General features: G+C 73.6%; 23 protein-coding genes. 21 read left to right on the forward strand and 2 right to left on the reverse strand.

The window, feature by feature from the left end; translation table 11 throughout:
- The first annotated feature begins 2 nt into the window (after window positions 1-2).
- The 3 genes from JX575_RS02305 to JX575_RS02315 all read left to right on the forward strand — a co-directional run bounded on the left by JX575_RS02305 (window position 3) and on the right by JX575_RS02315 (window position 3638).
- The gene (locus JX575_RS02305) at window positions 3-1004 is read left to right on the forward strand and encodes an ABC transporter ATP-binding protein (protein ID WP_186340081.1); all 1002 of its coding nucleotides are present in this window, start codon (window positions 3-5) and stop codon (window positions 1002-1004) included.
- Between the two features lie 21 nt (window positions 1005-1025).
- Window positions 1026-2072, forward strand: coding sequence for a phosphatase PAP2 family protein (locus JX575_RS02310; protein WP_241005303.1), 1047 nt, complete (start codon window positions 1026-1028; stop codon window positions 2070-2072).
- A 162-nt stretch (window positions 2073-2234) separates the two neighbouring features.
- Window positions 2235-3638, forward strand: a complete 1404-nt coding sequence (locus JX575_RS02315) for a C40 family peptidase (RefSeq protein ID WP_186340082.1) — start codon at window positions 2235-2237, stop codon at window positions 3636-3638.
- Between the two features lie 46 nt (window positions 3639-3684).
- Here the strand turns inward: JX575_RS02315 and JX575_RS02320 are convergent, their stop codons facing one another.
- The gene (locus tag JX575_RS02320; RefSeq protein WP_186340083.1) at window positions 3685-4560 is read right to left on the reverse strand and encodes a sulfotransferase domain-containing protein; all 876 of its coding nucleotides are present in this window, start codon (window positions 4558-4560) and stop codon (window positions 3685-3687) included.
- Between the two features lie 35 nt (window positions 4561-4595).
- Here JX575_RS02320 and JX575_RS02325 point away from each other — a divergent pair, with 35 nt between their 5' ends.
- The 6 genes from JX575_RS02325 to lon all read left to right on the forward strand — a co-directional run bounded on the left by JX575_RS02325 (window position 4596) and on the right by lon (window position 11874).
- Complete coding sequence (locus tag JX575_RS02325; RefSeq protein ID WP_186340084.1) at window positions 4596-6665, forward strand: acyl-CoA dehydrogenase; 2070 nt, start codon at window positions 4596-4598, stop codon at window positions 6663-6665.
- 1 nt (window position 6666) lies between these two features.
- A complete protein-coding gene (locus tag JX575_RS02330) occupies window positions 6667-7338 on the forward strand; it encodes a class I SAM-dependent methyltransferase (protein ID WP_186340085.1) in 672 nt (223 codons plus the stop codon).
- Window positions 7335-7922, forward strand: coding sequence for an alpha/beta hydrolase (locus JX575_RS02335; protein ID WP_186340086.1), 588 nt, complete (start codon window positions 7335-7337; stop codon window positions 7920-7922). Before JX575_RS02330 ends, JX575_RS02335 begins: the two co-directional genes overlap by 4 nt.
- 182 nt (window positions 7923-8104) lie before the next feature.
- Window positions 8105-8587, forward strand: coding sequence for a carboxymuconolactone decarboxylase family protein (locus JX575_RS02340; RefSeq protein ID WP_241005413.1), 483 nt, complete (start codon window positions 8105-8107; stop codon window positions 8585-8587).
- The gene (locus JX575_RS02345; RefSeq protein ID WP_206054490.1) at window positions 8584-9447 is read left to right on the forward strand and encodes an RNA polymerase sigma-70 factor; all 864 of its coding nucleotides are present in this window, start codon (window positions 8584-8586) and stop codon (window positions 9445-9447) included. The genes JX575_RS02340 and JX575_RS02345 overlap by 4 nt, the downstream gene beginning before the upstream one ends.
- A gap of 66 nt (window positions 9448-9513) precedes the next feature.
- Entirely contained in the window at window positions 9514-11874 is a 2361-nt protein-coding gene (gene lon, locus JX575_RS02350; RefSeq protein ID WP_186340087.1) for an endopeptidase La, read from the forward strand.
- A gap of 3 nt (window positions 11875-11877) precedes the next feature.
- Here the strand turns inward: lon and JX575_RS02355 are convergent, their stop codons facing one another.
- Window positions 11878-12414 (reverse strand): inorganic diphosphatase, encoded by a 537-nt coding sequence (locus JX575_RS02355; RefSeq protein WP_186340409.1) that lies wholly within the window; start codon window positions 12412-12414, stop codon window positions 11878-11880.
- 129 nt (window positions 12415-12543) lie between these two features.
- Between JX575_RS02355 and dacB the strand changes: the two genes are divergently transcribed.
- From dacB to JX575_RS02415, 12 genes are all read left to right on the forward strand, one after another.
- Window positions 12544-14019 (forward strand): D-alanyl-D-alanine carboxypeptidase/D-alanyl-D-alanine-endopeptidase, encoded by a 1476-nt coding sequence (gene dacB, locus JX575_RS02360; RefSeq protein ID WP_186340088.1) that lies wholly within the window; start codon window positions 12544-12546, stop codon window positions 14017-14019.
- 69 nt (window positions 14020-14088) lie between these two features.
- Window positions 14089-15105, forward strand: a complete 1017-nt coding sequence (locus JX575_RS02365) for a zinc-dependent metalloprotease (protein WP_186340089.1) — start codon at window positions 14089-14091, stop codon at window positions 15103-15105.
- Window positions 15102-16094 (forward strand): tRNA lysidine(34) synthetase TilS, encoded by a 993-nt coding sequence (gene tilS / locus JX575_RS02370; protein ID WP_186340090.1) that lies wholly within the window; start codon window positions 15102-15104, stop codon window positions 16092-16094. Before JX575_RS02365 ends, tilS begins: the two co-directional genes overlap by 4 nt.
- Window positions 16095-16098: 4 nt before the next feature.
- Window positions 16099-16650: a hypoxanthine phosphoribosyltransferase gene (hpt, locus tag JX575_RS02375; protein ID WP_186340091.1), complete on the forward strand. Its 552-nt coding sequence runs from the start codon at window positions 16099-16101 to the stop codon at window positions 16648-16650.
- A gap of 96 nt (window positions 16651-16746) precedes the next feature.
- Complete coding sequence (gene ftsH, locus JX575_RS02380) at window positions 16747-18810, forward strand: ATP-dependent zinc metalloprotease FtsH (RefSeq protein WP_186340092.1); 2064 nt, start codon at window positions 16747-16749, stop codon at window positions 18808-18810.
- On the forward strand, window positions 18807-19427 hold the full coding sequence (gene folE, locus JX575_RS02385) for a GTP cyclohydrolase I FolE (protein WP_186340093.1): 621 nt from the start codon (window positions 18807-18809) through the stop codon (window positions 19425-19427). Before ftsH ends, folE begins: the two co-directional genes overlap by 4 nt.
- 38 nt (window positions 19428-19465) lie before the next feature.
- Window positions 19466-20308 carry a dihydropteroate synthase gene (gene folP, locus JX575_RS02390; RefSeq protein ID WP_186340410.1) on the forward strand — a complete coding sequence of 281 codons (843 nt, stop codon included), beginning with the start codon at window positions 19466-19468 and terminating at the stop codon, window positions 20306-20308.
- On the forward strand, window positions 20298-20672 hold the full coding sequence (gene folB, locus JX575_RS02395) for a dihydroneopterin aldolase (protein ID WP_186340094.1): 375 nt from the start codon (window positions 20298-20300) through the stop codon (window positions 20670-20672). Before folP ends, folB begins: the two co-directional genes overlap by 11 nt.
- Complete coding sequence (gene folK / locus JX575_RS02400; protein WP_186340095.1) at window positions 20665-21234, forward strand: 2-amino-4-hydroxy-6-hydroxymethyldihydropteridine diphosphokinase; 570 nt, start codon at window positions 20665-20667, stop codon at window positions 21232-21234. The genes folB and folK overlap by 8 nt, the downstream gene beginning before the upstream one ends.
- Before the next feature lie 126 nt (window positions 21235-21360).
- A complete protein-coding gene (locus tag JX575_RS02405) occupies window positions 21361-21876 on the forward strand; it encodes a DUF3180 domain-containing protein (RefSeq protein ID WP_186340096.1) in 516 nt (171 codons plus the stop codon).
- A gap of 9 nt (window positions 21877-21885) precedes the next feature.
- Window positions 21886-22503 (forward strand): hypothetical protein, encoded by a 618-nt coding sequence (locus JX575_RS02410; protein WP_222129349.1) that lies wholly within the window; start codon window positions 21886-21888, stop codon window positions 22501-22503.
- Window positions 22504-22547: 44 nt separating this feature from the next.
- The gene (locus JX575_RS02415) at window positions 22548-23654 is read left to right on the forward strand and encodes a GNAT family N-acetyltransferase (protein WP_186340097.1); all 1107 of its coding nucleotides are present in this window, start codon (window positions 22548-22550) and stop codon (window positions 23652-23654) included.
- Window positions 23655-23658 lie beyond the last annotated feature (4 nt).

Consider the following 23658-nt stretch of genomic DNA (forward strand, 5'->3'; position numbering starts at 1 on the left):
CGATGCTCGAGATCGAGGACGCCTCCGTCCGCTACGGCGACACCGTCGCCGTCGACCACGTGTCGCTCGACCTGGCGGCCGGTCAGGTGCTCGCCGTGCTCGGGCCGTCGGGCTGCGGCAAGTCCACCCTGCTGCGGGCCGTCGCGGGCCTCGAGCCGCTCGCCTCCGGGTCGATCTCGTGGGACGGCGCCGACCTCTCCGGCGTGCCCACGCACAAGCGCGGCTTCGCGCTGATGTTCCAGGACGGCCAGCTCTTCGCCCACCTCACGGTGGCCCGCAACGTGGCCTACGCGCTCCGCCTGCGCCGCACGCCGTCGGCCCGGGTGGCGGCGCGCGTGCGCGAGCTGCTCGACCTCGTGGGCCTCACCGGCTACGACGACCGGCTGCCCGCCACGCTGTCCGGGGGCGAGCGCCAGCGGGTCGCGCTCGCCCGGGCGCTGGCGGTCGAGCCACGGCTGATCCTGCTCGACGAGCCGCTGTCGGCGCTCGACACCACGCTCCGGGAGCGGCTGGCCGGCGACCTGCGCGAGATCCTCGGCGCTGCGGGCACCACCGCCCTGCTGGTCACCCACGACCACGACGAGGCGTTCGCGCTGGCCGACCGGCTCGCGGTGATGCGCGAGGGGAGAGTCGTCCAGCAGGGCGCGATCGACGAGGTCTGGCGCGAGCCCGTCGACGAGGAGACCGCGCTCTTCCTCGGCTACGCGCGCGTGCTGCGCGACGAGCCCGCCGGCCGGGCCCTGCGCGCCGCCGGCCTCCCCGGGGCCGCCGCCGTCGCGTTGCGCCGATCGGCCCTCGTCGTCGATCCGGCCGGCTCGCTGCCCGCCGTGGTCGAGTCGGCCCGGGTGACCCCCGAGCTGGTCCGCCTCGTCGTGGCCGTCGACGGCATCGGCACGACCGACGCGGTGGCGCCCCTCGGCAGTCGGGTGGCGCCCGGCGACGCGGTGTCGCTGCGCGTCGACCCGACGCGTCTCGCTGTGCTGCCGGTCACACCCGCCCCCTGACCCGTCCCTACACTGACGGACGTGTACCGACCGGCCTATGCCCTCCTCGTGGGAGTCGCCGCCACGATGGGCGTCCTGGCCGTCACCGCCGCGCTCGTGCTCGACCGACCACTGGTCGACCCCGAGGGCTTCCTGGGCCCGTCGTGGCTCCGGCTGCCGCTGCTGATCCTCGGCGCGTTCCTGCTCGACCTGCTTCCCCGCACCCTGTGGCAGTCGCGGATGAAGCCCACCCTGATGCCCGACATCGTCCGCGAGCGGATCCGCACCCACTGGGACCGCGAGCGGATCACCCTCGTGGTGCTCGGGCTCGTGTCGTTCTACATCACCTACGTCTGCTACCGGAACCTCAAGTCGTTCCTGCCCTTCATCATGGGCGAGGACAAGTACGACCGCGAGCTGCACCTCGTCGACCGGGCGCTGATGTTCGGCCACGAGCCGGCGACGATCCTGCACACCGTGCTCGGCACCGGCTTCTCCGCGCACATCCTGTCCACGATCTACCTCTGGTTCCTGCCGCTCGTGCCGCTGGCGCTGGCGGCCTGGCTGGTGTGGTCGCGCAACATCACCTTCGGCTACTGGTTCGCCACCTCGCAGTGCCTGGCCTGGTCGCTCGGCACGGCGTCCTACTTCGCGCTGCCCACCCTCGGTCCCGGCTTCCAGTACAGCTACCTCTACGCCGACCTGCCCGAGACCGGCTCGAGCGCGTTGATGGAGGCGCTGTTCTACGGGCGCAAGGGCGTCATCCGCGACGGCGCGGACACCGCCGTGCAGTCGGTCGCCGGCTTCGCCTCGCTCCACGTCGCGATCACCCTGCTCGTGGCGCTGATGGTGCAGTACACGCTGCGCAACAAGGTCCTCCACGTCGTCTTCTGGGCCAACTTCGCGATCACCGTCGTCGCGACGCTCTACTTCGGCTGGCACTACATCGCCGACGACCTCGCCGGCGTCGTGATCGCGCTCTTCTCCTTCTGGCTCGGCGGGCTCGCGAGCGGGCAGAGGTTCGACCGGCACCGGTTGACGAGCCACCCCACCTCCACGACCAGCCAGGTGCCGGTCGACGCAGAGTGATCGCTCTTAGAACTACAGCGGTGTAGTTTGCAAGTCGACACGCCGGGCGTTCCTGAGAAAGTTGGGGAAAGTGTTCCCAGTGTGACGAAAGTTCTCTAACGTGGCACGAGTTGCCCGTGCGAAGGGGAAGTCGCACGGGCCCCGCGACCACGAGGGAGCCCCGTGCCCGACACCGCACCGCAGCACCACGAGCCCACGCGTCGTACGGCCGCGCGCTGGGCCGGTGCCGTCGTGCTGGTCGCCGGCCTCGCCGTCGGCGGCGGGCACGCGGCCCACGCGGACGGCGACCCGGTGCCGAGCGAGGCCGACGTCGCCGCCGCCCAGGACCGGGCGAGTGCCAAGGAGCGCGACGTCGCGGCCGTCCAGGCCGACCTGATCCGCGCCAACCTCACGCTCGACGGGGCGGCCGAGCAGGCCGCGCGCGCCGCCGAGGCGTGGAACGGCGCCCGCTGGCGCGCCGAGCAGGCCCGCGCCGACGCGGAGGAGGCGAAGGCCGCCGCCGAGGACGCGCGCGCGGACGTCGAGGCGCAGCGCGACCTCTACGCCGACACCGTCGTGCAGTCCTACGAGGACGGCACCCAGGTGCAGGGCCTCTCGGCGATCGTCGAGGCCGACGGCGTCGAGTCGCTGCTCGCCCGCACGGTGACCATGGGCACCACCTCGGACGCGCTCGACCACCAGTACGACGCCTTCGTCGCGTCGTCGGCCGTCGCGGACGTGACAGCGTCGGCCGCCGCCGCGGCCGCCGAGCGGGCCGACACCGCGGAGGCGGAGGCCGAGCAAGCGCGCGACGCAGCGGCCGCCGCGGAGGCGGAGGCCACCGCCCAGGCGCAGTCCGTCGCGGACACGAAGGCCGGCCTGATCGCCGAGCTCGCCGAGCTCCAGGGGATCAGCCTCGGCCTCGCCGAGAGGCGCCAGTCCGCGCTCGAGAAGGCCGCCGCCGAGGCGGCGGCGGCCGCGGCCCAGGCGGAAGCGGAGGCCCAGGCGGAAGCGGAGGCCCAGGCGGAAGCGGAGGCCCAGGCCGAGCAGGAGCAGTCGACCCCGACGCCCACGCCGACCCCGACGCCGACCCCGACCGAGACGCCGACCCCGACGCCGACGCCGACCCCGACGCCGACCGAGACGCCGACCCCCACCCCGACGCCGACCCCGACCGAGACGCCCACCACCACGCCCACCACCCCGCCCCCGCCGCCGGCAGCGACGGGCGCCGCCGCGGCGATCGCGTTCGCGACCGCCCAGCTCGGCGAGCCCTACCGGTGGGGCGCCGCCGGTCCGGACGCGTGGGACTGCTCGGGCCTGACGCAGGGGGCGTGGGCCGCAGGCGGCACGTCGCTGCCGCACTACTCGGTCGCGCAGTACGCCGAGTCGACGACGATCGCCGCCAGCCAGGTCGCTCCCGGTGACCTCGTGTTCTGGGGGTCCTCGAGCAACCCGAGCTCGATCTACCACGTCGCGATCTACGTCGGTGACGGGCAGATCATCCATGCGCCGCGCACCGGCCGCCCGGTGACCCTGGAGTCGATGTACTCCTGGCGGGCGCCCAACTTCTTCGCCCGCCCCTGACCGGTCGGGACCGGTCGGGGGACCGGGCGGGGGACCAGGTGGAGCCTCAGCGCACCTTGCGGGCGAACCGCGCGGCCAGCTCGCCGGGATCGAGCCGGCCGTCCAGGACGAGCCGGGTCGGCCAGGCCGAGGTGTCGATGTCGGAGAGCTCCTCGAACAGCGCGAGGTCCTTGGCGTAGACCTCCGCCACCCGCGCCAGGTCGTCGGCGGTCGGGGCGGTGCCCGGCACCTGCTCGGCGCCGGCGTGCCAGTTCTGCAGGGGCGGCACGCGCTCGAAGCGGGGGAGGTCGAGGAAGTCGGTGGCGCGGTGGACCGTGGCCTCGAAGTCGCCGAGCATGGAGCGCAGCTCCAGCAGCAGCCACTGCCGCCGGTCGAAGAGCTCGAAGCCGCGCTGCAGCTGCTCGCCGTAGAACCCCCGCGCCAGGCCGGTCATGTGCCGCCACCGCATCGTGCGCACGTCGTCGGGCACGGAGTCGGGCAGCGACGTGTGCGGCCACTCGGTGAGGAAGTCCGGCCAGTCGGGCCACGCGAGGTTGCGCGAGCGCAGCATCACCCAGTGGGAGAACAGCCGCTCGAGCGGGTCGCGGAACACCGCGATCAGCGGCATGTCGGGCTTGTAGGCGCGCATCCGCTCGAGGGCGTGCGGCCAGTAGAGGTAGGTGGGGGAGGCGTCGCCGAGCAGCCGGTGCACCCGGGCGCGACGGGGCGCGGTGTAGTCGCGCTCGTAGTCGGGCGCCGACCAGTCGACGGTCTCGTCGTCGAAGTAGTGGCGCTCCTTCTCGGGCGGCTGGCACACCATGCGGTGCTGGTTGAGGGTCACCGCGAGCGTCGACGTCCCACCCTTCTGCACGCCCACGACGGCGAAGTTGTAGGCCATCGACCCGAGCGGCTCGCCCGGTGGGGTGGCATCCGACACGTTCATCGCGGTGAACCTACCTGCATGGCTAGGTTTGGTGAATGGCCACCGACCAGGTCCCGCCCATCGCCGACGAGCTGCCGACCGTGGAGCCTGGGGCCCCGCCCGCCCACATCGAGGACGACGCGGTCCACGCCGACGACGCGGGCTACCGCCAGCCCCAGGTCGACGCCGAGGCCCTCCGCAGGCTCCTCGACGGCCCGCACCGCGAGGCCCGCGACCTGGTGCGCGCCAACCTGGTCGAGCACGCACAGATCCTGCTCGACCAGGAGCAGCTGACCACGGCCGAGTTCCGCGAGCGGGTCAAGGACGTCGTGCTGACGATGGCCCGCACCGGCCAGACCGGCATGGGCTTCCCCGAGGAGTACGGCGGCGGCGGCGACATCGGCGCCTCCGTGGCGGCCTTCGAGACCCTCGCCCTCGGCGACCTGTCGGTCCTGGTGAAGGTCGGCGTGCAGTTCGGCCTGTTCGGCGGCGCGATCCTCCAGCTCGGCACCAGGCACCACCACGACGCCCACCTCGCCGACATCGTCAGCGGCCGCACCCTGGGCTGCTTCGCGATGACCGAGACCGGGCACGGCTCCAACGTCCAGGCGCTCGGCACCGTCGCGACGTACGACGTCGAGGCGCAGGAGTTCGTGATCACCACGCCCGACGACGCGAGCCGCAAGGACTACATCGGCAACGCCGCCGCGCACGCCCGGCTCGCCGTCGTGTTCGCCCAGCTCGAGGTCGCCGGTGAGCGCCACGGCGTCCACGCCCTCGTCGTCCCGCTCCGCGACGAGGACGGCCGGGTGCTCGACGGCGTCCGCATCGAGGACTGCGGTCCCAAGATGGGCCTGGGCGGCGTGGACAACGGCCGCATCTGGTTCGACGGCGTCCGGGTGCCCCGCACGGCGCTGCTCAACCAGTTCGCCGAGGTCACCCCCGAGGGCCGCTACCTCTCGCCCATCGACAACCCCAACAAGCGCTTCTTCACGATGCTCGGCACCCTGGTGCAGGGTCGCGTGTGCGTCGGCGGCGCCGCGATCAACGCCGCCAAGGTGGCCCTCGCCATCGCCGTGCGCTACGGCGCCCGGCGCCGCCAGTTCGAGGCCACCTCGCCCGGCGAGGAGCAGGTGCTCCTCGACTACGGCATGCACCAGCGGCGCCTGCTGCCGCTGCTCGCGCGCACCTACGCGCTGCACTTCGCCCAGGAGGTCGTCGCCGAGCAGCTGCACGACGTGTTCTCGGGCGCGGGCGGCGACGAGCACGCCCGCCGCGTGCTCGAGTCGCGCGCGGCGGGCACCAAGGCGCTCGGCACCTGGCACGCCACCCGCACCATCCAGGAGTGCCGCGAGGCGTGCGGCGGGGCGGGCTACCTCAGCGAGAACCGGTTCGCCGCCCTCAAGGCCGACACCGACGTCTTCACCACCTTCGAGGGCGACAACCACGTGCTGCTCCAGCTCGTCGCCAAGGGCCTGCTCACCGACTACTCCGGCGAGTTCGAGGACATGGACCAGCTCGGCATGGCGCGCTTCGTCGCCGGCCTCGCGGTCGAGACCGTGGTCGAGCGCACCGCCGTGCACAAGCTGGTGCAGTCGGTGCGCGACCTCCTGCCCGGCGGCGACACGTGGGACCAGGAGGCCGGGCTGCTGGACCCCAACTACCAGCTCGCCATGCTCCGCTTCCGCGAGGAGCACATGATCGCCGGCGTCGCGCGGCGCCTCAAGCGCGGGATCGACCGGGGCATGGACCCCGGCGCCGTCTTCTCCCGCGTCCAGGACCACGTCATGGCCGCCGCCCGCGCCCACACCGAGCGACTGGTGCTCGAGGCGTTCGTGCAGAAGACCGCCGACCTGCCCGACGGCGACCTCAAGGTCGCGCTCAACCTGCTGTGCGACCTGCACGCGCTCAGCGTCATCGAGGCCGACCGGGCCTGGTTCATGGAGCACGGACGGCTCTCCAGCGCCCGCTCCAAGGCGATCACCCGCGAGGTCGGCGCGCTCTGCCGCAAGGTGCGCCCGCTGGTCGTCGACCTCGTCGACGCCTTCGGGGTGCCGCCCGAGGTGCTGCGCAGCCCCGACCTGCTCGGCGGTCCCACCGGCTCGGGCGACAGGGCGGGCGGCTGACGTGCGGCTCCCCGGGCTCGGCGGCTGGAGCGACGACCCGCTGTGGTCCTACGTCTACCCCTGGCTCGTGGAGCACGACCGCGTCGGCCGGGTGGCCTGGCGCGCCGCCACCGGCAGCGACCTGTCCCTGCTCCACGCCGCCGCCGCCGAGATCGGCACCCTGCCGCGCGGCGCGCGGGTGCTGGACGTGCCGGCCGGGTCCGGCGTCGCGCTGCGCGGCCTGCGCCCGGGGCAGGGCCTCGACTACGTCGCCGCCGACATCTCCCCGACCATGCTCGCCCGCACCCGGGCCAGCGCGGTCCGCCTCGGGGTGGCCGACCAGGTCACCACGACGTGCGCCGACGTCGGCGCCCTGCCGTTCGCCGACGCCTCCTTCGACCTCGTCGTCACCCTGACGGGGCTGCACTGCTTCCCCGACCCGGGGCGCGCGCTCGCGGAGATGGCGCGGGTGCTCGCCCCCGGGGCCGTGCTCACCGGCAGCTCGCTGTTCACCGACGCCGGGCCGCGCTACGCGCCGCTGCGCCGCGTCGGCACCCGCGCGGGCGTGCTCGGTCCGATGTGCACCTCGGCCGAGGCGGTCGCCTGGCTGCGCCGGTCCGGCTGCCGCGACGTCGACCTCACGCTCCACGGCGGGGCCGGCTACTTCCGCGCCCGGAAGGACGACGCTCGATGACGTTCGGCGGACTGCCCACGCGCTTCGAGCCGGCCGGCGCGAGCCGCGGCCTCGCCGTCGTCGCTCCCGGCCGGGCCTATCCGCCCAGCGCGCCCCTGCTCGCCTTCACCACCCGCGCGCTGCTCCAGCACGACCTGACCGTGCGCGAGCTCTGGTGGGACTCGACCACCCGCGGGGACGAGGATGCCGAGGAGTGGGTGCGCCGGCACGTGGCCGCCGCGCTCGCCGAGGAGGACGCCGACCGCGTGCTGGTCATCGGCAAGTCGCTCGGCACCCGCGCGGCGTCGTACGCCGCCGAGCGCGGGCTCGACGCCATCTGGCTCACCCCGCTGCTCGTCGACCCGGTCGTCGCCGAGGGCATCGCGGCCAACCCGGGGCGCCAGCTGCTCGTCGGCGGGCTCGAGGACGAGCTCTGGGACGCCTCTGTGGCCCGCGAGCTCGCCGACGCGGGGTGCGAGGTGCTCGAGGTGCCCGACGCCGACCACGCCATGGCCACCCCCGACGCGGTGCGCACCGCCGAGATCCATCTCGAGGTGGCGAGGGCGGTCGACGCGTTCTTGTCCCGGGACCTGTCACAGACCTGAGGCGGGCGGTGTCTCCATGTCATCGACATGCCATCGACAGGTCGTCGATGACCGAGCAGAGGAGATGACCATGCCCAGCCAGTTCCGGATCCCGAAGGCCACGCTCGACGGTGCCTACGGCGCACTCCTGACCCGCGTCGCGCGGCGGATGTGGGGGCCAGGTCCCCGACAACGCCTACGTCCTGTGGCACGACAAGCCGGTCGCCAAGGCGGTCTTCGGGTTCGAGCGCAAGGTCGCGACGTGGAAGGCGCTCGACCCGCACCTCAAGACCTACGCCGAGATGGCGAGCGCCGGTGCGATCGGCTGCTCGTGGTGCCTCGACTTCGGCTACTTCCTGGCGCACACCAACGGGCTCGACGAGGCGAAGGTGCGCGAGGTGCCGCGCTGGCGGGAGTCGGAGGTCTTCACCGACCTCGAGCGCGACGTGATGGCGTACGCCGAGGCGATGACCGCGTCGCCGCCGGAGGTCACCGACGAGATGGTGGCGAGCCTAGACGGGCGCCTCGGCCACGCCGCCGTCGTCGAGCTCACGATGGTGGTCGCGGTGGAGAACCAGCGCTCGCGCTTCAACGCCGCTATGGGGCTCGCCTCCCAGGGCTACAGCGACGTCTGCGAGCTGCCGCTCGCCGTGCCCTCCGGGACGGCTGGGACGATCCTCGGGTGAGCGTCGACCCCTACGTCACCCACCGCAGCCTGCTCTTCACCGTCGCCTACGAGATGCTCGGCTCGGCCGCCGACGCCGAGGACGTGGTGCAGGAGGCCTGGCTGCGGTGGTCCGGCGTGCCCGCCGACGAGGTGCGCGACCCGCGGGCCTACCTCGTGCGGATGACCACCCGGCTCGCGCTCAACCGGCTGCGCACCCTGGCCCGGCGCCGCGAGGACTACGTCGGCCCGTGGCTCCCCGAGCCGGTGCTGACTGCGCCCGACGTGGCCCAGGACGTCGAGCTCGCCGACAGCGTGTCGACCGCGATGCTGCTCGTCCTGGAGACCCTCCCGCCCACGGAGCGGGCCGTCTTCGTGCTGCGCGAGGTCTTCGCGGTGCCCTACGCCGAGATCGCCGAGGCCGTCGAGAAGTCGGAGCCGGCCGTGCGCCAGATCGCGGCCCGGGCCCGCGCCCACGTCGCCGAGCGGCGGCCGCGGGCCTCGGTCAGCGCCGCCGAGCGCGACGCGGTGATCGAGCGGTTCCGCGCCGCCACCGAGACCGGCGACCTGCAGGGCCTGATGGACGTCCTGGCCCCCGACGTGGTGCTGATGACCGACGGCGGCGGCCGGGTGCAGGCCGCGCTCAAGCCGATCCACGGGCGCGACAAGGTCTTCCGCTTCCTGACCGCCGTCGCCCCCGAGGCGCTCGAGCTCGAGCCGGTGTGGCTCAACGGCTCGCCGGCGATCCAGTTCGTGGTGGCGGGCCACCGCGACGGCGTCGGCACGATGCTGGTGGAGTACGGCGTGGTGACGCAGCTGTTCCTCGTCCGCAACCCCGACAAGCTCGGTCGGGTCGTCGAGGAGGTGCCGCTGCGACGGTGAGCCGCGTTCGCGGTGGGCGAAACCCCACGGGGTATCGAGGAGGTCGAGGCGCGCGTTGGACCGGACATGACCCAGAAGCTCTCGCTCCCCGCCGCCCTCCCGGTGGTGTTCCTCCGCGACACGGTCGTGCTTCCCGGCATGGTCGTGCCCATCGAGCTCGACGACCAGGCCAGCGCGGCGATAGACGCCGCCCGCCTCGCCCACGACTCCGACCCCGACAGCGAGCCGACCCGGGTGCTCGTCGCCCCGCGGCTCGAGGACCGCTACGCCACCCACGGCGTCGTCGCCGTGGTCGACCGGGTCGGCCGGTTCGCCGGTGGCCGGCCCGCCGCGGTGCTCCGCGCCGAGGACCGCGTCGCCATCGGGGCCGGGGTCACCGGACCCGGCGCCGCGCTGTGGGTGGAGGCCGAGGAGGTCCCCGCCAGCACTGTCACCGACGACGTCCTCGCGCTCGCCGAGGACTACCGCACGCTCGTCGTCTCGATCCTGGAGCGCCGCGAGGCGTGGCAGGTGATCGAGACCGTGCGCCGCCTCGCCGACCCCGATGCGCTCGCCGACACCTCCGGCTACGCGCCCTACCTCTCCGAGGACCAGAAGCGCCAGGTGCTGGAGACGCCCGACGTGGGCGAGCGGCTGCGCCTGCTCGTCGAGTGGACCCGGGCCTACGACACCGAGGACGAGGTCAACGACAAGATCAGCCAGGACGTCCGCGAGGGCCTGGAGAGGAACCAGCGCGAGTTCCTGCTGCGCCAGCAGCTCGCTGCGATCCGCAAGGAGCTCGGCGAGGGCGAGCCCGACGGCTCGGACGACTACCGCGCCCGGGTCGAGGCGGCCGAGCTGCCCGAGGCGGTCCGTGAGGCCGCGCTGCGCGAGGTCGACAAGCTGGAGCGCTCGAGCGAGCAGGCCCCCGAGGCCGGCTGGATCCGCACCTGGCTCGACACGGTGCTGGAGCTGCCGTGGAACGTGCGCACCGAGGACTCCCACGACGTCGCCGCCGCCCGCGCGGTGCTCGACGCCGACCACCACGGACTCGACGAGGTCAAGGACCGCATCACCGAGTACCTCGCGGTGCGCGCGCGTCGGGCCGAGCGCGGCCTGCAGGTCGTGGGTGGCCGCGGCTCCGGCGCCGTCGTGCTGCTCGCCGGTCCGCCCGGGGTCGGCAAGACCTCCCTCGGCGAGTCGGTCGCGCATGCCCTGGGCCGGCGCTTCGTGCGCGTCGCCCTCGGCGGCGTGCGCGACGAGGCCGAGATCCGCGGCCACCGCCGCACCTACGTCGGCGCCCTGCCCGGCCGGATCGTCCGGGCGGTCAAGGAGGCCGGGTCGATGAACCCGGTCGTGCTGCTCGACGAGGTCGACAAGGTCGGTGCCGACTACCGCGGCGACCCGGCCGCGGCGCTGCTCGAGGTGCTCGACCCGGCGCAGAACCACACGTTCCGCGACCACTACCTCGACCTCGACCTCGACCTGTCCGACGTGCTCTTCATCGCCACCGCCAACGTGGTGGAGCAGATCCCCTCGGCCCTGCTCGACCGGATGGAGCTGGTCACCATCGACGGCTACACCGAGGACGACAAGGTCGCGATCGCGCGCGACTTCCTGGTGCCGCGCCAGCTCGAGCGGGCCGCGCTGCGCCCCGACGAGGTCACCGTCTCCGCGGGCGCGCTCGGCGAGCTCGCCGCCAACTACACCCGTGAGGCCGGCGTACGCCAGCTCGAGCGGCTGCTGGCCAAGGCGTTCCGCAAGGTCGCCACCCGGCTCGCCACCGGTGAGGTCGAGCGGATCGACGTCGACGAGGCGGCCCTGAAGGACCTCGTCGGGCGCCCGCGCTTCACGCCCGACAGCCACGAGCGCACCGACGTGCCCGGCGTCGCCACCGGCCTCGCGGTCACCGGCCTGGGCGGCGACGTGCTCTACGTCGAGACGTCCGTGGCCGAGGGGCAGGCGGGGCTCACGGTCACCGGCCAGCTGGGCGAGGTGATGAAGGAGTCGGCGTCCATCGCGCTGTCGTGGGTACGCGCCCACGCGGGGGAGCTGGGCATCGACCCGGCCGCGCTGGAGCGCTCGATCCACGTCCACTTCCCGGCAGGCGCGATCCCCAAGGACGGGCCGTCGGCCGGCGTGACGATGGTGACCGCCCTCGTCTCCCTGCTCACCGGCCGGCCGGTCCGCTCGGACGTCGGCATGACCGGCGAGGTGACGCTCTCGGGGCGGGTGCTGCCGATCGGCGGCGTCAAGCAGAAGCTGCTCGCCGCCCAGCGCGCCGGGCTGGCGACGGTGTTCGTCCCCGAGCGCAACCGCCCGGACCTCGACGACGTGCCGGCCGAGCTGCTCGCCGAGCTCGACGTGCGCCCCGTCGGCCGGGTCACCGACATCCTGGCCGAGGCCCTCGAGCCGAGGGAGGCGATCAGCGGGGCGAGCGCTGCCTGAGGCTCAGGCGTCCTCGCCCAGGCTGTCGTCGGCCAGGTTGTCGAGGTCGTTGCCGTGGCCCTCGGTCTTGAAGCGCTCGAACGACGCGTGGACCTCGGCCTCGGCCTCGGTGCGGCCGACCCAGTCGGCCCCCTCGACGGACTTGCCGGGCTCGAGGTCCTTGTAGACCTCGAAGAAGTGCTGGATCTCGAGACGGTCGTACTTGGAGACGTGGTTGATGTCGCGGAGGTGCTCCAGGCGCGGGTCGTGGCTCGGCACGCACAGGACCTTGTCGTCGCCGCCGGCCTCGTCGGTCATCCGGAACATGCCGATCGCGCGGCACTCGATGACGCAGCCCGGGAACGTCGGCTGCTGCAGGATCACGAGCGCGTCGAGGGGGTCGCCGTCCTGGCCGAGGGTGTGCTCGATGAAGCCGTAGTCGGCCGGGTAGGCCGTCGAGGTGAAGAGCATGCGGTCGAGGCGGATGCGCCCCGTCTCGTGGTCGACCTCGTACTTGTTGCGCTCACCCTTGGGGATCTCCACCACCACGTCGAACGTCAGCACGTCTTCCTCCACACTCCTCGGCACGTCTCGGGCCCTCGCGTGACTCGGGCCCGGCCCGACGCATGGGTTCTGGGGCAGTGTCGCGCACAATGGGGCCGATGCGCGAAGCGAGAGGGGCCGAAAAGAGTGCGACGTGACCTACGCCACTCGGCCGGCCCGTCCCGCCGCCGCCCGTCCCTCCGGCACTGGCTGCCCACGCTGCTGGTCCTCGCCCTGCTCGCGGCCGGCCTGGGCGCCTACCGGTTCGAGTGGGGCCAGCGCTACCTGCCCTGGCTCGCCGCCGACCCGCTGACCGAGCCCGAGCAGGTGCTGCCGCCCGCCGGGCTCGACCTGCCCGACTGGGCGCCGCCGGGCGTCGGCGCGGTCGCCCTCGACCCGGGGGGTGCGATCCTCCCCGGGAAGGTCGCCGCCGCCGTGGCCGACGAGCTCGCCGACCCCGACCTGGGCCGCCACGTCGTCGGCGCGGTCGCGCCCCTCGCTCCCGGCTCCCCCGAGTGGACCACCGGTGACGGGCGCTACCTGCCCGCCTCGACCACCAAGCTCCTCACCCTGGGGGCCGCCCTCGAGGCGCTCGGCCCCGACCACACCTTCACCACCCGCGTCGTGCGCGGCGCCGGCCCGCGCGACGTCGTCCTGGTCGGCGGGGGAGACCCGCTGCTGGCCAGCACGTCGCTCACGCTGGCCGAGGCCGAGTCGACCTATCCCACGCGGGCGGACGTCACGACGCTCGCCCTGCAGGTCGCCGACGCGCTCGGCGGTCGCGGACGGGTGCGGGTGCGCTTCGACGACAGCCTGTTCACCGGGCCGACGGACAACCCCGCCTGGCGCCGCGACTACGTCCCCGACGACATCGTCAGCCCGATCACCGCGCTCATGGTCGACAGCGGCCGCGAGACCGACGGCGACGGCCGTCACGACGACCCCTCGCTGGCCGCGGCCAGGGCGTTCGCCGACGGGCTGCGCGCCGCCGGTCTCCGGGTGGGCGGCGAGCCGCGGCGCGTCGTCGCGCCGCCCGGCGCCGAGGAGCTCGCCGCCGTCGAGAGCGCCCCCCTGTCGCAGGTCGCCGAGCGGATCCTCGACGTCAGCGACAACGAGGGGTCCGAGGTCGTGGCCCACCACGTCGGACTCGCCACCACGGGGGTCGGGTCGTTCGAGGCGGGCGCGGCCGGGGTCGTGGAGACCCTCCGCGGTGTCGGGATCGACGTCACCGGGGCGCAGGTGCACGACGGCTCCGGCCTCTCGCGCCGCAACCGGGTCTCGACCGCCACGTTGATCGACCTCATCCAGCACGCCGCCGGCCCCGGCGGCGAGGCGATGCGCAGCCTGGTCACCGGCATGCCGGTCGCGGGCTTCACCGGCTCGCTCACCTACCGCTTCGCCGAGGGCCCCGAGGCGGGCCTCGGCGTGGTGCGCGCCAAGACCGGGACCCTCACCGGCGTGCACGCCCTGGCCGGCATCGCCGTGGACCGCGACGGGCAGCCGCTGGCGTTCGTCTTCGGGGCCGACAGGTCCCCGCCCGAGGAGCGCTACGACGCCCAGGAGGCCCTCGACCGGGCCGCCGCCGCCCTGGCCGCCTGCCGCTGCTCCACCCCCGCCGGCTGAGGTCGTCCGCCTGTCGTCGCCCCGGCTCGGACGGCAGGCCGGATACCGGGGCCCGGCTAGGGTCGCGGTATGAACCTCGTCGACTGGGACTTCGCCGTCACCGTGGGATCCCGGGTCGCCGGGCCCGGACCGGACGTGTCGCCCGACGAGGCCGCCGCGGCCGTCGTCGAGCTGCGCGAGGGCGCGACCCGCTCCACCCCGCTCGTGCGCGACTTCACCGGGCTGCACACCACGTCCGGCACCGCCCCGGTCCTCGTCGTGGACCGCACGGGCTGGCTGCGCGCCAACGCCGACGGCTTCGCCAAGCTGCTCAGCCCGGTCGTCGACAAGCTGGTCGAGAAGAAGGGGCCGCCGTCGGCGTTCACCGCCTCGGTCGGCACCCGGGTGACCGGCGCCGAGGTGGGGCTGATGCTCGGCTTCCTGAGCAGCAAGGTGCTGGGCCAGTTCGACCCGTTCCACGACCCCCACGGCCGGCTGCTGCTGGTGGCACCCAACATCGTCCACGTCGAGCGCGAGCTCGGCGCCGACCCGACCGACTTCCGGCTCTGGGTGTGCCTGCACGAGGAGACCCACCGCGTCCAGTTCACCGCCAACCCGTGGCTCGGCGAGCACCTGATGACCCAGATGCACGCCGTCGCCGACACCATCGAGCCGAGCGCGCTGCTCGACGGGCTGCGCCGCGGCGCCGAGGCGATCCGCAGCGGCGACGGCAGCGTCCTCGACCTCGTCTCCTCGCCCCAGCAGAAGGAGATCCTCGACCGGGTCACCGGCGTCATGTCGCTGCTCGAGGGCCACGCCGACGTGGTCATGGACGGCGTCGGTCCCACCGTGATCCCGTCGGTCGCCGAGATCCGCCGCAAGTTCAACCAGCGCCGCAAGGGCGCCGGCTCGATGGACAGGCTGCTGCGCCGGCTGCTCGGCCTCGACGCCAAGATGGCCCAGTACCGCGACGGCGCGGTCTTCGTGCGCCACGTCGTCGACAAGGTCGGCATGGACGACTTCAACGCCGTGTGGAGCGGCCCCGAGACCCTGCCGTCCAAGGCCGAGATCACCGACCCGGACGCCTGGATCGCCCGCGTGCTGTGACGCTGCACCCCTCGGTCGCCGCGGTCCGGCTGCCGGTCCGCGCCACCCTCGCCCGCCTCGGGCCTCTCGGTGCCACGGCGACCGTGGCGGTCGCGTGCAGCGGGGGAGCCGACTCGCTCGCGCTCGCCTCGGCCACGGTGTTCGAGGCCCGCCGCTCGGGCGCGCGCGTCGTCGGGGTGACCGTCGACCACGGCCTGCAGCCGGGCTCGGCGGCCCAGGCCGACCGGGTCGTCGCGCAGCTCGCCGCGATGGGGGTCGACGAGACCCTCACCGCCCGGGTCACCGTCGACACCGCGTCCGGGCTCGGGCCGGAGGCCGCCGCCCGCGAGGCGAGGTACGCCGTGCTGGAGCAGGTCGCCGAGCACCTCGGCGCCAGCCTGGTGCTGCTCGGCCACACCCTCGACGACCAGGCCGAGACGGTGCTGCTCGGCCTGGCCCGCGGCTCCGGCGGGCGCTCGCTGCAGGGGATGCGGCCCGCCTTCGGGGTGTTCGCGCGCCCGCTGCTCGGCGTACGCCGGGCCGACACCGTCACCGCCTGCCAGGTCGAGGGGATCGAGGTGTGGGACGACCCCCACAACGACGACCCCGGCTACACCCGGGTCCGGGTGCGCCGGCGGGTGCTGCCGGTGCTCGAGGACGAGCTCGGGCCGGGCATCGCCGAGACGCTCGCCCGCACCGCCGACCAGCTCCGCGAGGACACCGCTCTCCTCGACCGCCTCGCCGAGGAGTCCCTGGCCCGTGCGCGCCGCGACGGCGGCCTCGACGTCGCGGCCCTGGGCGCCGAGCCGCCCGCGCTCCGCCACCGCGTCGTCCACCGCGCCGCCCTCGACGCCGGCTGCCCGCCCTCGGAGCTCGCCCGCGAGCACGTCCTCGCCGTCGACCGGCTGCTCGTGGACTGGCGCGGGCAGAAGTGGATCGACCTGCCGGGCCACGTCCGTGCGCTGCGGCGCGACGGGCTGCTGGTCCTCGAGGCCGTGGCCCTAGGCTGACGCCATGGACTCGTCCCACGTGGAGCACGACCTGGTCAACATCCTCTTCACCGAGGAGCAGATCCAGCAGCGGCTGGCCGAGATGGCCGTCCAGATCACCGAGGACTACGAGGGGCGCGAGCTGCTGATGGTGGGCGTCCTGCGGGGCGCGGTGATGGTGATGGCCGACCTGTCCCGGGCGATGCCGCGGCACCTGGAGATGGACTGGATGGCGGTGAGCTCCTACGGCTCGGGCACCAAGTCGAGCGGCGTGGTGCGGATCCTCAAGGACCTCGACACCGACATCAGCGGACGCGACGTGCTGATCGTCGACGAGATCATCGACACCGGGCTGACGCTGAGCTGGCTGGTCAACAACCTCTCGAGCCGCAACCCCGCGAGCGTGGAGATCGCCACGCTGCTGCGCAAGCCCGAGGCGCTCTCGATGCCCGTGGAGCCCAAGTACGTCGGCTGGGACATCCCCAACGAGTTCGTCGTCGGCTACGGCCTCGACTACCGCGAGCGCTACCGCAACCTCCGCGACATCGGCACCCTCGCACCCCACGTCTACTCCTGAACGGGCCCGAACTCCTCGCCCCGCTTCACCTCGCCTGAGACACTGGGGTCCCGGGCGGCGTGTAGCGTCCCGCCTCCACCTCCGAACAGCTGAAAGTTGCCTGTGAAGCGCATATTCAAGGGTCCCTGGGTGTGGATCGTCCTGTCCGCCTTCGCGGTGCTCCTGGCGATCCAGTTCCTCGCCCCCAGCGACGGCTACGACGAGGTCGACACCTCGACCCTCGCCTCCTACATCGACGACGGCAAGGTCGAGGAGATCGAGTTCAACGGCGCCGACTTCGAGATCCAGGCCACCCTCGACAAGGGCACCCGCGAGGACGGCGACAAGGTCGTCGCGCAGTACATCGACGGCCAGCAGGAGGAGCTCCTCTCGGCCGTCCAGGAGCAGAAGGCCGCCGGCACGATCGAGAAGTACAACTCGACCGTCCCCCAGCCGAGCTTCCTCGGCTCGCTGCTGGCCACCCTCCTGCCGTTCGCGCTGATCATCTTGCTGTTCATCTTCTTGATGAACCAGGCCCAGGGCGGCGGCGGCCGCGGCGTCATGCAGTTCGCCAAGTCCAAGGCCAAGCTCATCACCAAGGACATGCCCAAGACGACCTTCGGCGACGTCGCCGGCTGCGAGGAGGCGATCGAGGAGCTCGGCGAGATCAAGGAGTTCCTCACCGACCCGGCCAAGTTCCAGGCCGTCGGCGCCAAGATCCCCAAGGGCGTGCTGCTCTACGGCCCGCCCGGCACCGGCAAGACCCTGCTCGCCCGTGCCGTCGCGGGCGAGGCGGGCGTCCCGTTCTACTCGATCTCGGGCTCCGACTTCGTCGAGATGTTCGTCGGCGTCGGCGCGAGCCGGGTGCGCGACCTGTTCGAGCAGGCCAAGGAGAACCCGCCCGCCATCGTCTTCATCGACGAGATCGACGCCGTCGGCCGCCACCGCGGTGCCGGCATGGGCGGCGGCCACGACGAGCGGGAGCAGACCCTCAACCAGCTGCTGGTGGAGATGGACGGCTTCGACGTGCGCGGCGGGGTCATCCTCATCGCGGCGACCAACCGTCCCGACGTGCTCGACCCCGCGCTGCTGCGCCCGGGCCGCTTCGACCGGCAGATCCAGGTCGACGCCCCCGACCTCAACGGCCGTCACCAGATCCTCAAGGTCCACTCGCGCGGCAAGCCGATCGCGCAGGACATCGACCTGCTGAGCGTCGCGCGCCGCACGCCCGGCTTCACCGGTGCCGACCTGGCCAACGTGCTCAACGAGGCCGCGCTGCTCACCGCGCGCAGCAACGCCAAGATGATCACCGACGAGGCGCTCGACGAGGCGATCGATCGCGTGATCGCCGGACCGCAGCGCCGTACGCGCCTGATGAGCGAGCGCGAGAAGCTCATCACCGCCTACCACGAGGGCGGCCACGCGCTCGTCGCCGCCGCGCTCCCCGGCACCGACCCGGTGCACAAGGTGACGATCCTGCCGCGCGGTCGCGCGCTGGGCTACACGATGGTGCTGCCCGACCGCGACAAGTACTCCCAGACGCGCAGCGAGATGCTCGACTCGCTGGCCTACATGCTCGGCGGCATGGCCGCGGAGGCGCTGATCTTCCACGACGTGACCTCCGGTGCCGGCAACGACATCGAGAAGGCCACCAACCTGGCGCGCGCGATGGTGACCCAGTACGGCATGACCGAGCGCCTCGGCGCGGTCAAGCTGGGCGACAGCAACTCCGAGCCGTTCCTGGGCCGCGACATGGGCCACACGCGCAACTACTCCGAGGAGACGGCCGCCGCGGTCGACGAGGAGGTCAAGACCCTGCTCAACCACGCCCACCAGGAGGCGTTCGAGATCCTCGAGACCAACCGCGACGTGCTCGACTCCCTGGTGCTCGCGCTGCTCGACAAGGAGACGCTCGACAAGGCCGAGATCGCCGAGATCTTCGAGGCGCTCACCAAGCGGCCCAACCGGCCCGCCTGGACCGGGTCGCCCGAGCGGGTGCCGTCGTCGATCCCTCCGGTCGACATCCCGCAGGCGATCCGCGACCGCGTCCACGCCGACACGGCCGCCCCCGAGGACGACGGCGGCGCGATCCTCACGCCTCCCGGCGCCGGCGGTGACGTCCACGGCATCCCCGAGATCCACCCCGACACCCCCACGCCGCCGCGCCCGGACGCGCCGTGACCGACCCGATCTCCGTGCCGGAGCGCGCGCCGGGGGAGGTCCCCGAGTTCGACCACGCGCGCGCCGAGGCGGCCGTGCGCGAGCTGCTGCACGCCATCGGCGAGGACCCCGGGCGCGAGGGGCTGCGCGAGACCCCCGCGCGGGTGGCGCGTGCCTACGCCGAGCTGACGCAGGGCCTGCGGCAGACCGCCGGCGACGTGCTGACCACCACCTTCGACCTCGGCCACGAGGAGATGGTGCTGGTCCGCGACATCGAGCTGTGGTCGATGTGCGAGCACCACCTCGTGCCGTTCACCGGGGTCGCCCACGTCGGCTACATCCCGGCCGAGACGGGCAAGATCACCGGCCTGTCCAAGCTCGCCCGGCTCGTCGACGTCTACGCCAAGCGCCCGCAGGTGCAGGAGCGGTTGACCACCCAGATCGCCGACTCGCTGATGCAGATCCTCGAGGCCCGCGGCGTGATCGTGGTGATCGAGGCCGAGCACCTGTGCATGACGATGCGCGGGGTCAAGAAGGCCGGCGCACGCACCATCACCTCCGCGGTCCGGGGCGCGTTCCTCACCCACCAGGCCACCCGCGCCGAGGCGATGGCGCTCATCCACTCCGGGGCCAGGTGAGCCAGGGCGCACCGCCCACGGCCCGGGTCCCCCGGGTGATGGGGATCGTCAACGTCACGCCCGACTCGTTCTCCGACGGCGGCCGGTGGGCGACCACCGAGGCCGCGGTCGACCACGGCCGGCTCCTGCTCGCGCAGGGGGCCGACCTGCTCGACATCGGCGGGGAGTCGACCCGCCCCGGCGCCACCCGGCCGCTGGTCGCCGAGGAGCTCGACCGCGTCGTGCCCGTGATCCGCGAGCTCGCGGACGCCGGTGCCCTGCTCTCGGTCGACACGATGCGCGCCGAGGTGGCCCAGGCCGCCCTCGACGCCGGCGCGCGGATCGTCAACGACGTGTCCGGCGGCCTGGCCGACCCGCGGATCCTCGACGTCGTCGCCGCGAGCGACGCCTCCTACGTCGCGATGCACTGGCGCGCCCACTCCGACCGGATGCGCGACTTCACCGACTACGCGCCCGACGGGGTGGTGGCGTCGGTGCGCCGCGAGCTCGCCGAGCGGCTCGAGGCCGTCGAGGCCGCCGGCATCCCCCGCTCGCGCGTGCTGCTCGACCCCGGCCTCGGCTTCGCCAAGGAGCCGCACCACAACTGGGACCTGCTGGCCGCGCTCGAGCGCCTGCACGAGCTCGGCTGCCCGCTGCTGGTCGGCGCCAGCCGCAAGTCGTTCCTCGGCTCGCTGCTGGCCCAGGACGGCCGACCGCGGCCGGTCGACGAGCGCGAGCACGCCCACGCCGCGCTGGTGGCCCTGCTGGCCGTGCGCGGGGTCGAGTGCCTGCGCGTGCACGACGTACGAGCCACCCGCGACGCGCTCGCGGTGGTCGAGGCGATGAGGTCGCACGATGAGGTCGCACGGAGATCGCACACGGAGGTCGCACATGACGGATGAGCTGTCGGTCCGGGGCATCGAGTGCTTCGCCCACCACGGCGTCTTCGACTTCGAGAGGCGCGAGGGCCAGGTCTTCGTCGTCGACCTCGTGCTGGGCATCGACACCCGCCCGGCGGCGGCCTCCGACGACCTCGCCGACACCGTGGACTACGGGTCGCTGACCGCCGACGTCAAGGCTGCCGTCGAGCGCGACCCGGTCGACCTGATAGAAACCGTCGGCCAACGCATCGCCGATGTGTGCCTGACGGACTCTCGTGTTGAATGGGCGCGAGTCACGCTGCACAAACCTGATGCCCCCATCGACGCGACGTACTCGGACGTCGCGCTGACGATCACCAGAACGCGAGGCAACGCTCATGACTGAGACCCCCAACCCCCACATCGTGGACACCGACGCCCTCACCGGCGAGATGCACCCGATCCGTCGCGTGGTGGTTGCGCTGGGCTCCAACCTCGGAGAGCGCCTGGCCTCCCTCCAGGGGGCGGTCAACGCCCTCGCCGACACCCCCGACTTCTTCGTCACGGGCGTCTCGCCGGTCTACGAGACCGAGCCGGTCGACGCCCCCGAGGGGTCGCGTCCGTTCCTCAACGCCGTCCTGCTCGCCGACACGACGCTCCCGGCCGCGCGGCTGATGGAGCGGGCGCTGGCGATCGAGGACGCGTTCGGCCGCGAGCGCGGCGACGTCCCCAACGCTGCGCGCACCCTCGACGTCGACCTCATCGTGGTCGGCGACCGCCGCTCCAACGAGGACTTCCTCCGGCTGCCGCACCCGCGTGCCCACGAGCGGGCGTTCGTGCTGCAGCCGTGGTACGACCTCGAGCCCGACGCGGTCTTCCCCGGCCGGGGCCCGATCGCCGACCTGCTCGACGCCTCCGACTCCTCGGGCGTGAAGAGGCGCGAGGACCTCACGCTCGAGGTCGAGTGATCACCCCACGGCGTCCTGCTCCTCCGCTGCGCTCCCCCGCACGACGCCGCAGGGGCCACGAGTGATCACCCCACGGCGTCCTGCTCCTCCGCTGCGCTCCCCCGCACGACGCCGCAGGGGCCACGAGTGACCGGCCCCGAGGGTCCCGAGGGTCCCGACGGCCCCGACGGGGATCCGCCGGAGCCGCGCGGGACGCTGCGCCCCACCTCCGCGGGCGCCCTGACGGTGTGCGCCGTCGTGGGCCTGGCGCTCGGGTGGGGCATGCACCCGCTGGTCGAGGCGCTGACCGGGCGGCCGCCGCTGGTGTCGTGGGCGCAGGCCCTGGTGCTCGTCATGGTCGCCGCGATCATGGCGTTCCTGGCCTGGCACACGTGGCAGACGGTGCACGTGCGCGGTGAGCGGCTCGAGGCGCAGCAGGCCGTCAACCGGCTCGTGCTGGCCCGGGCGTGCGCGCTCGCCGGCACGCTCGTCGCCGCCGGCTACGTCGGCTACACGGTCGGCTGGCTGGGCGACGAGTCGCAGTACGCCCAAGGCTGGATGCTGCGCGCACTGGTCGCTGCGGCCGGGGCGGCCGGCGTGAGTGTGGCCTCGCTCGCCCTCGAGCGTGCGTGTCGCGCAGACGGCGGCCGGTCACAGCCCTAGGGTGGCGCCATGCCTTCCCAGCAGCCCCAGCAGTCCCAGGTGTCGCGGACGCCTGCTCGCCGTCGTCAGCGCAGCACCCGCCTGGTCGTGGCCGTCGCCCTCCTCGTCGTCGGCGCGGTCCTCGTGGTCGGCGCGCTCGCGTCCTCCTCGGCGACCCTGACCGCTGTGGCTGCCGTCGTGGCCGTGCTCGCCGGCGCGGCCGCCACCCGGATCACCCACACCGAACTGATGCAGGCCCGCCGCGACGCCGCCCGCGACAGCGCCGTGCAGGCCCAGCAGTACCGCGAGCTCACCGAGCGGCGCACAGCGGAGTCCGTCGCCTTCGCCGCCGACATGCGGCGCAAGATCGACGAGCGCGAGGAGGCGATCGACGTCCTCGAGCGCGCCCTGTCGAGCGCGCAGAAGAACGCCGCCGAGCAGACGCTCAAGCGCGGCCAGGAGGCCCGTCGCGCCGACGCCGCCGAGCGTGGCCGCGACGACGCCGAGCGCGGTCGCGACGACGCCGAGGGCCGGGCTGCCGAGGCGATCGTGCTCGTGGCCGAGCTCGAGGCCGAGATCGACGTGCTCCGCGCCGAGCTCGACGTGCTCCGCGCGGCCGCGGCGCGCCGCGACCACCGCAGCGCCTGAGGCAGCCGACGCCGCCGCGGCGGCGTACGGAAGAATGGGTCCTCGTGATCCCCGAGGACAACCGGTTCGAGAGCGACCCCGCCGACGCGCTGCCCGACGACCCCGGGCTCGCGGCGGGCTGGCAGGCCGAGAGTCCCGACGGCGACGACCCGGCCACGATCGAGCGGCTCGTCGAGCTGCTGCGTGAGCACGAGCGCGCCGGCCGCGGGTGGGCGAGCTCCGGCGAGGACGCCGTGCGGGTCGAGGTCTCCGACCGCGGCCTGGCGATGCGCGAGAACGTCGTGCTGCGCGACCCCGACGGCCGGATCCAGGCCTGGGGGAGCGTCCACGACCGCGCGTCGGGGCGGATGCTCTTCGTGCACATCGTCGCCCGCGACCTCGACGAGCGCGTCGCCGCGCGCTGCAGCGACGTGCTGTTCGCGTGGGCGCAGACCCAGGCGGAGGCGGTCGGGGCGGCCCGCGGCGTGCCGGAGCAGCAGATCGACACGGGCGCCTTCGCCGACGACGAGCGCCAGCACGCCTGGCTCGCCGCGGCCGGGTTCGAGCGCGTCCGCACCTGGTGGCAGATGAGCCGCCCGGTGGAGCCGGCCGAGGCCGAGCTGGTGCCCGACCCGGCACGCTGGGAGCGCAAGGGCGTGGTCTTCCGCCTGGTCGAGCGCCAGGGCGGCCCGGACTCCGGCGGCATGCCCGACGAGGCCGACCTGCGCGCGGTGCACGACGTGCTGGAAGGGGCCTTCACCGACCACTTCAACTCGACGGAGGAGACCTTCGACGAGTTCATCCACCGCCTCCGCGAGGACCCCGGCCACCGCTGGGACCACTGGTGGCTGGCCGAGATCACCGACGAGGCGGGCCGCACCGAGGCCGCCGGCGCCCTGGTGGGCTCGGTGAGCGAGTCCGACACCGGCCCCGACGGGTCCTACGTCGCCTACCTCGGCGTGCTCGAGTCGGCGCGCGGGCGCGGCGTGGCCACGGGCCTGCTCCGCACGATCATCGCCGACGCCGCGTCACGCGGCCGCGACCGCGTCGGCCTGGAGGTCGACGCCGACTCGCCCACCGGCGCCGACGGCCTCTACACGTCGATGGGCTGGGCCACGTCCTACGTCACGGAGTCGTGGCACCGGACCGTGACGACCTCGACGACCGGCTGAGCGC

Origin of the sequence: Nocardioides sp. zg-1228 (assembly GCF_017086465.1) — a bacterium.
Lineage (GTDB): Bacteria > Actinomycetota > Actinomycetes > Propionibacteriales > Nocardioidaceae > Nocardioides.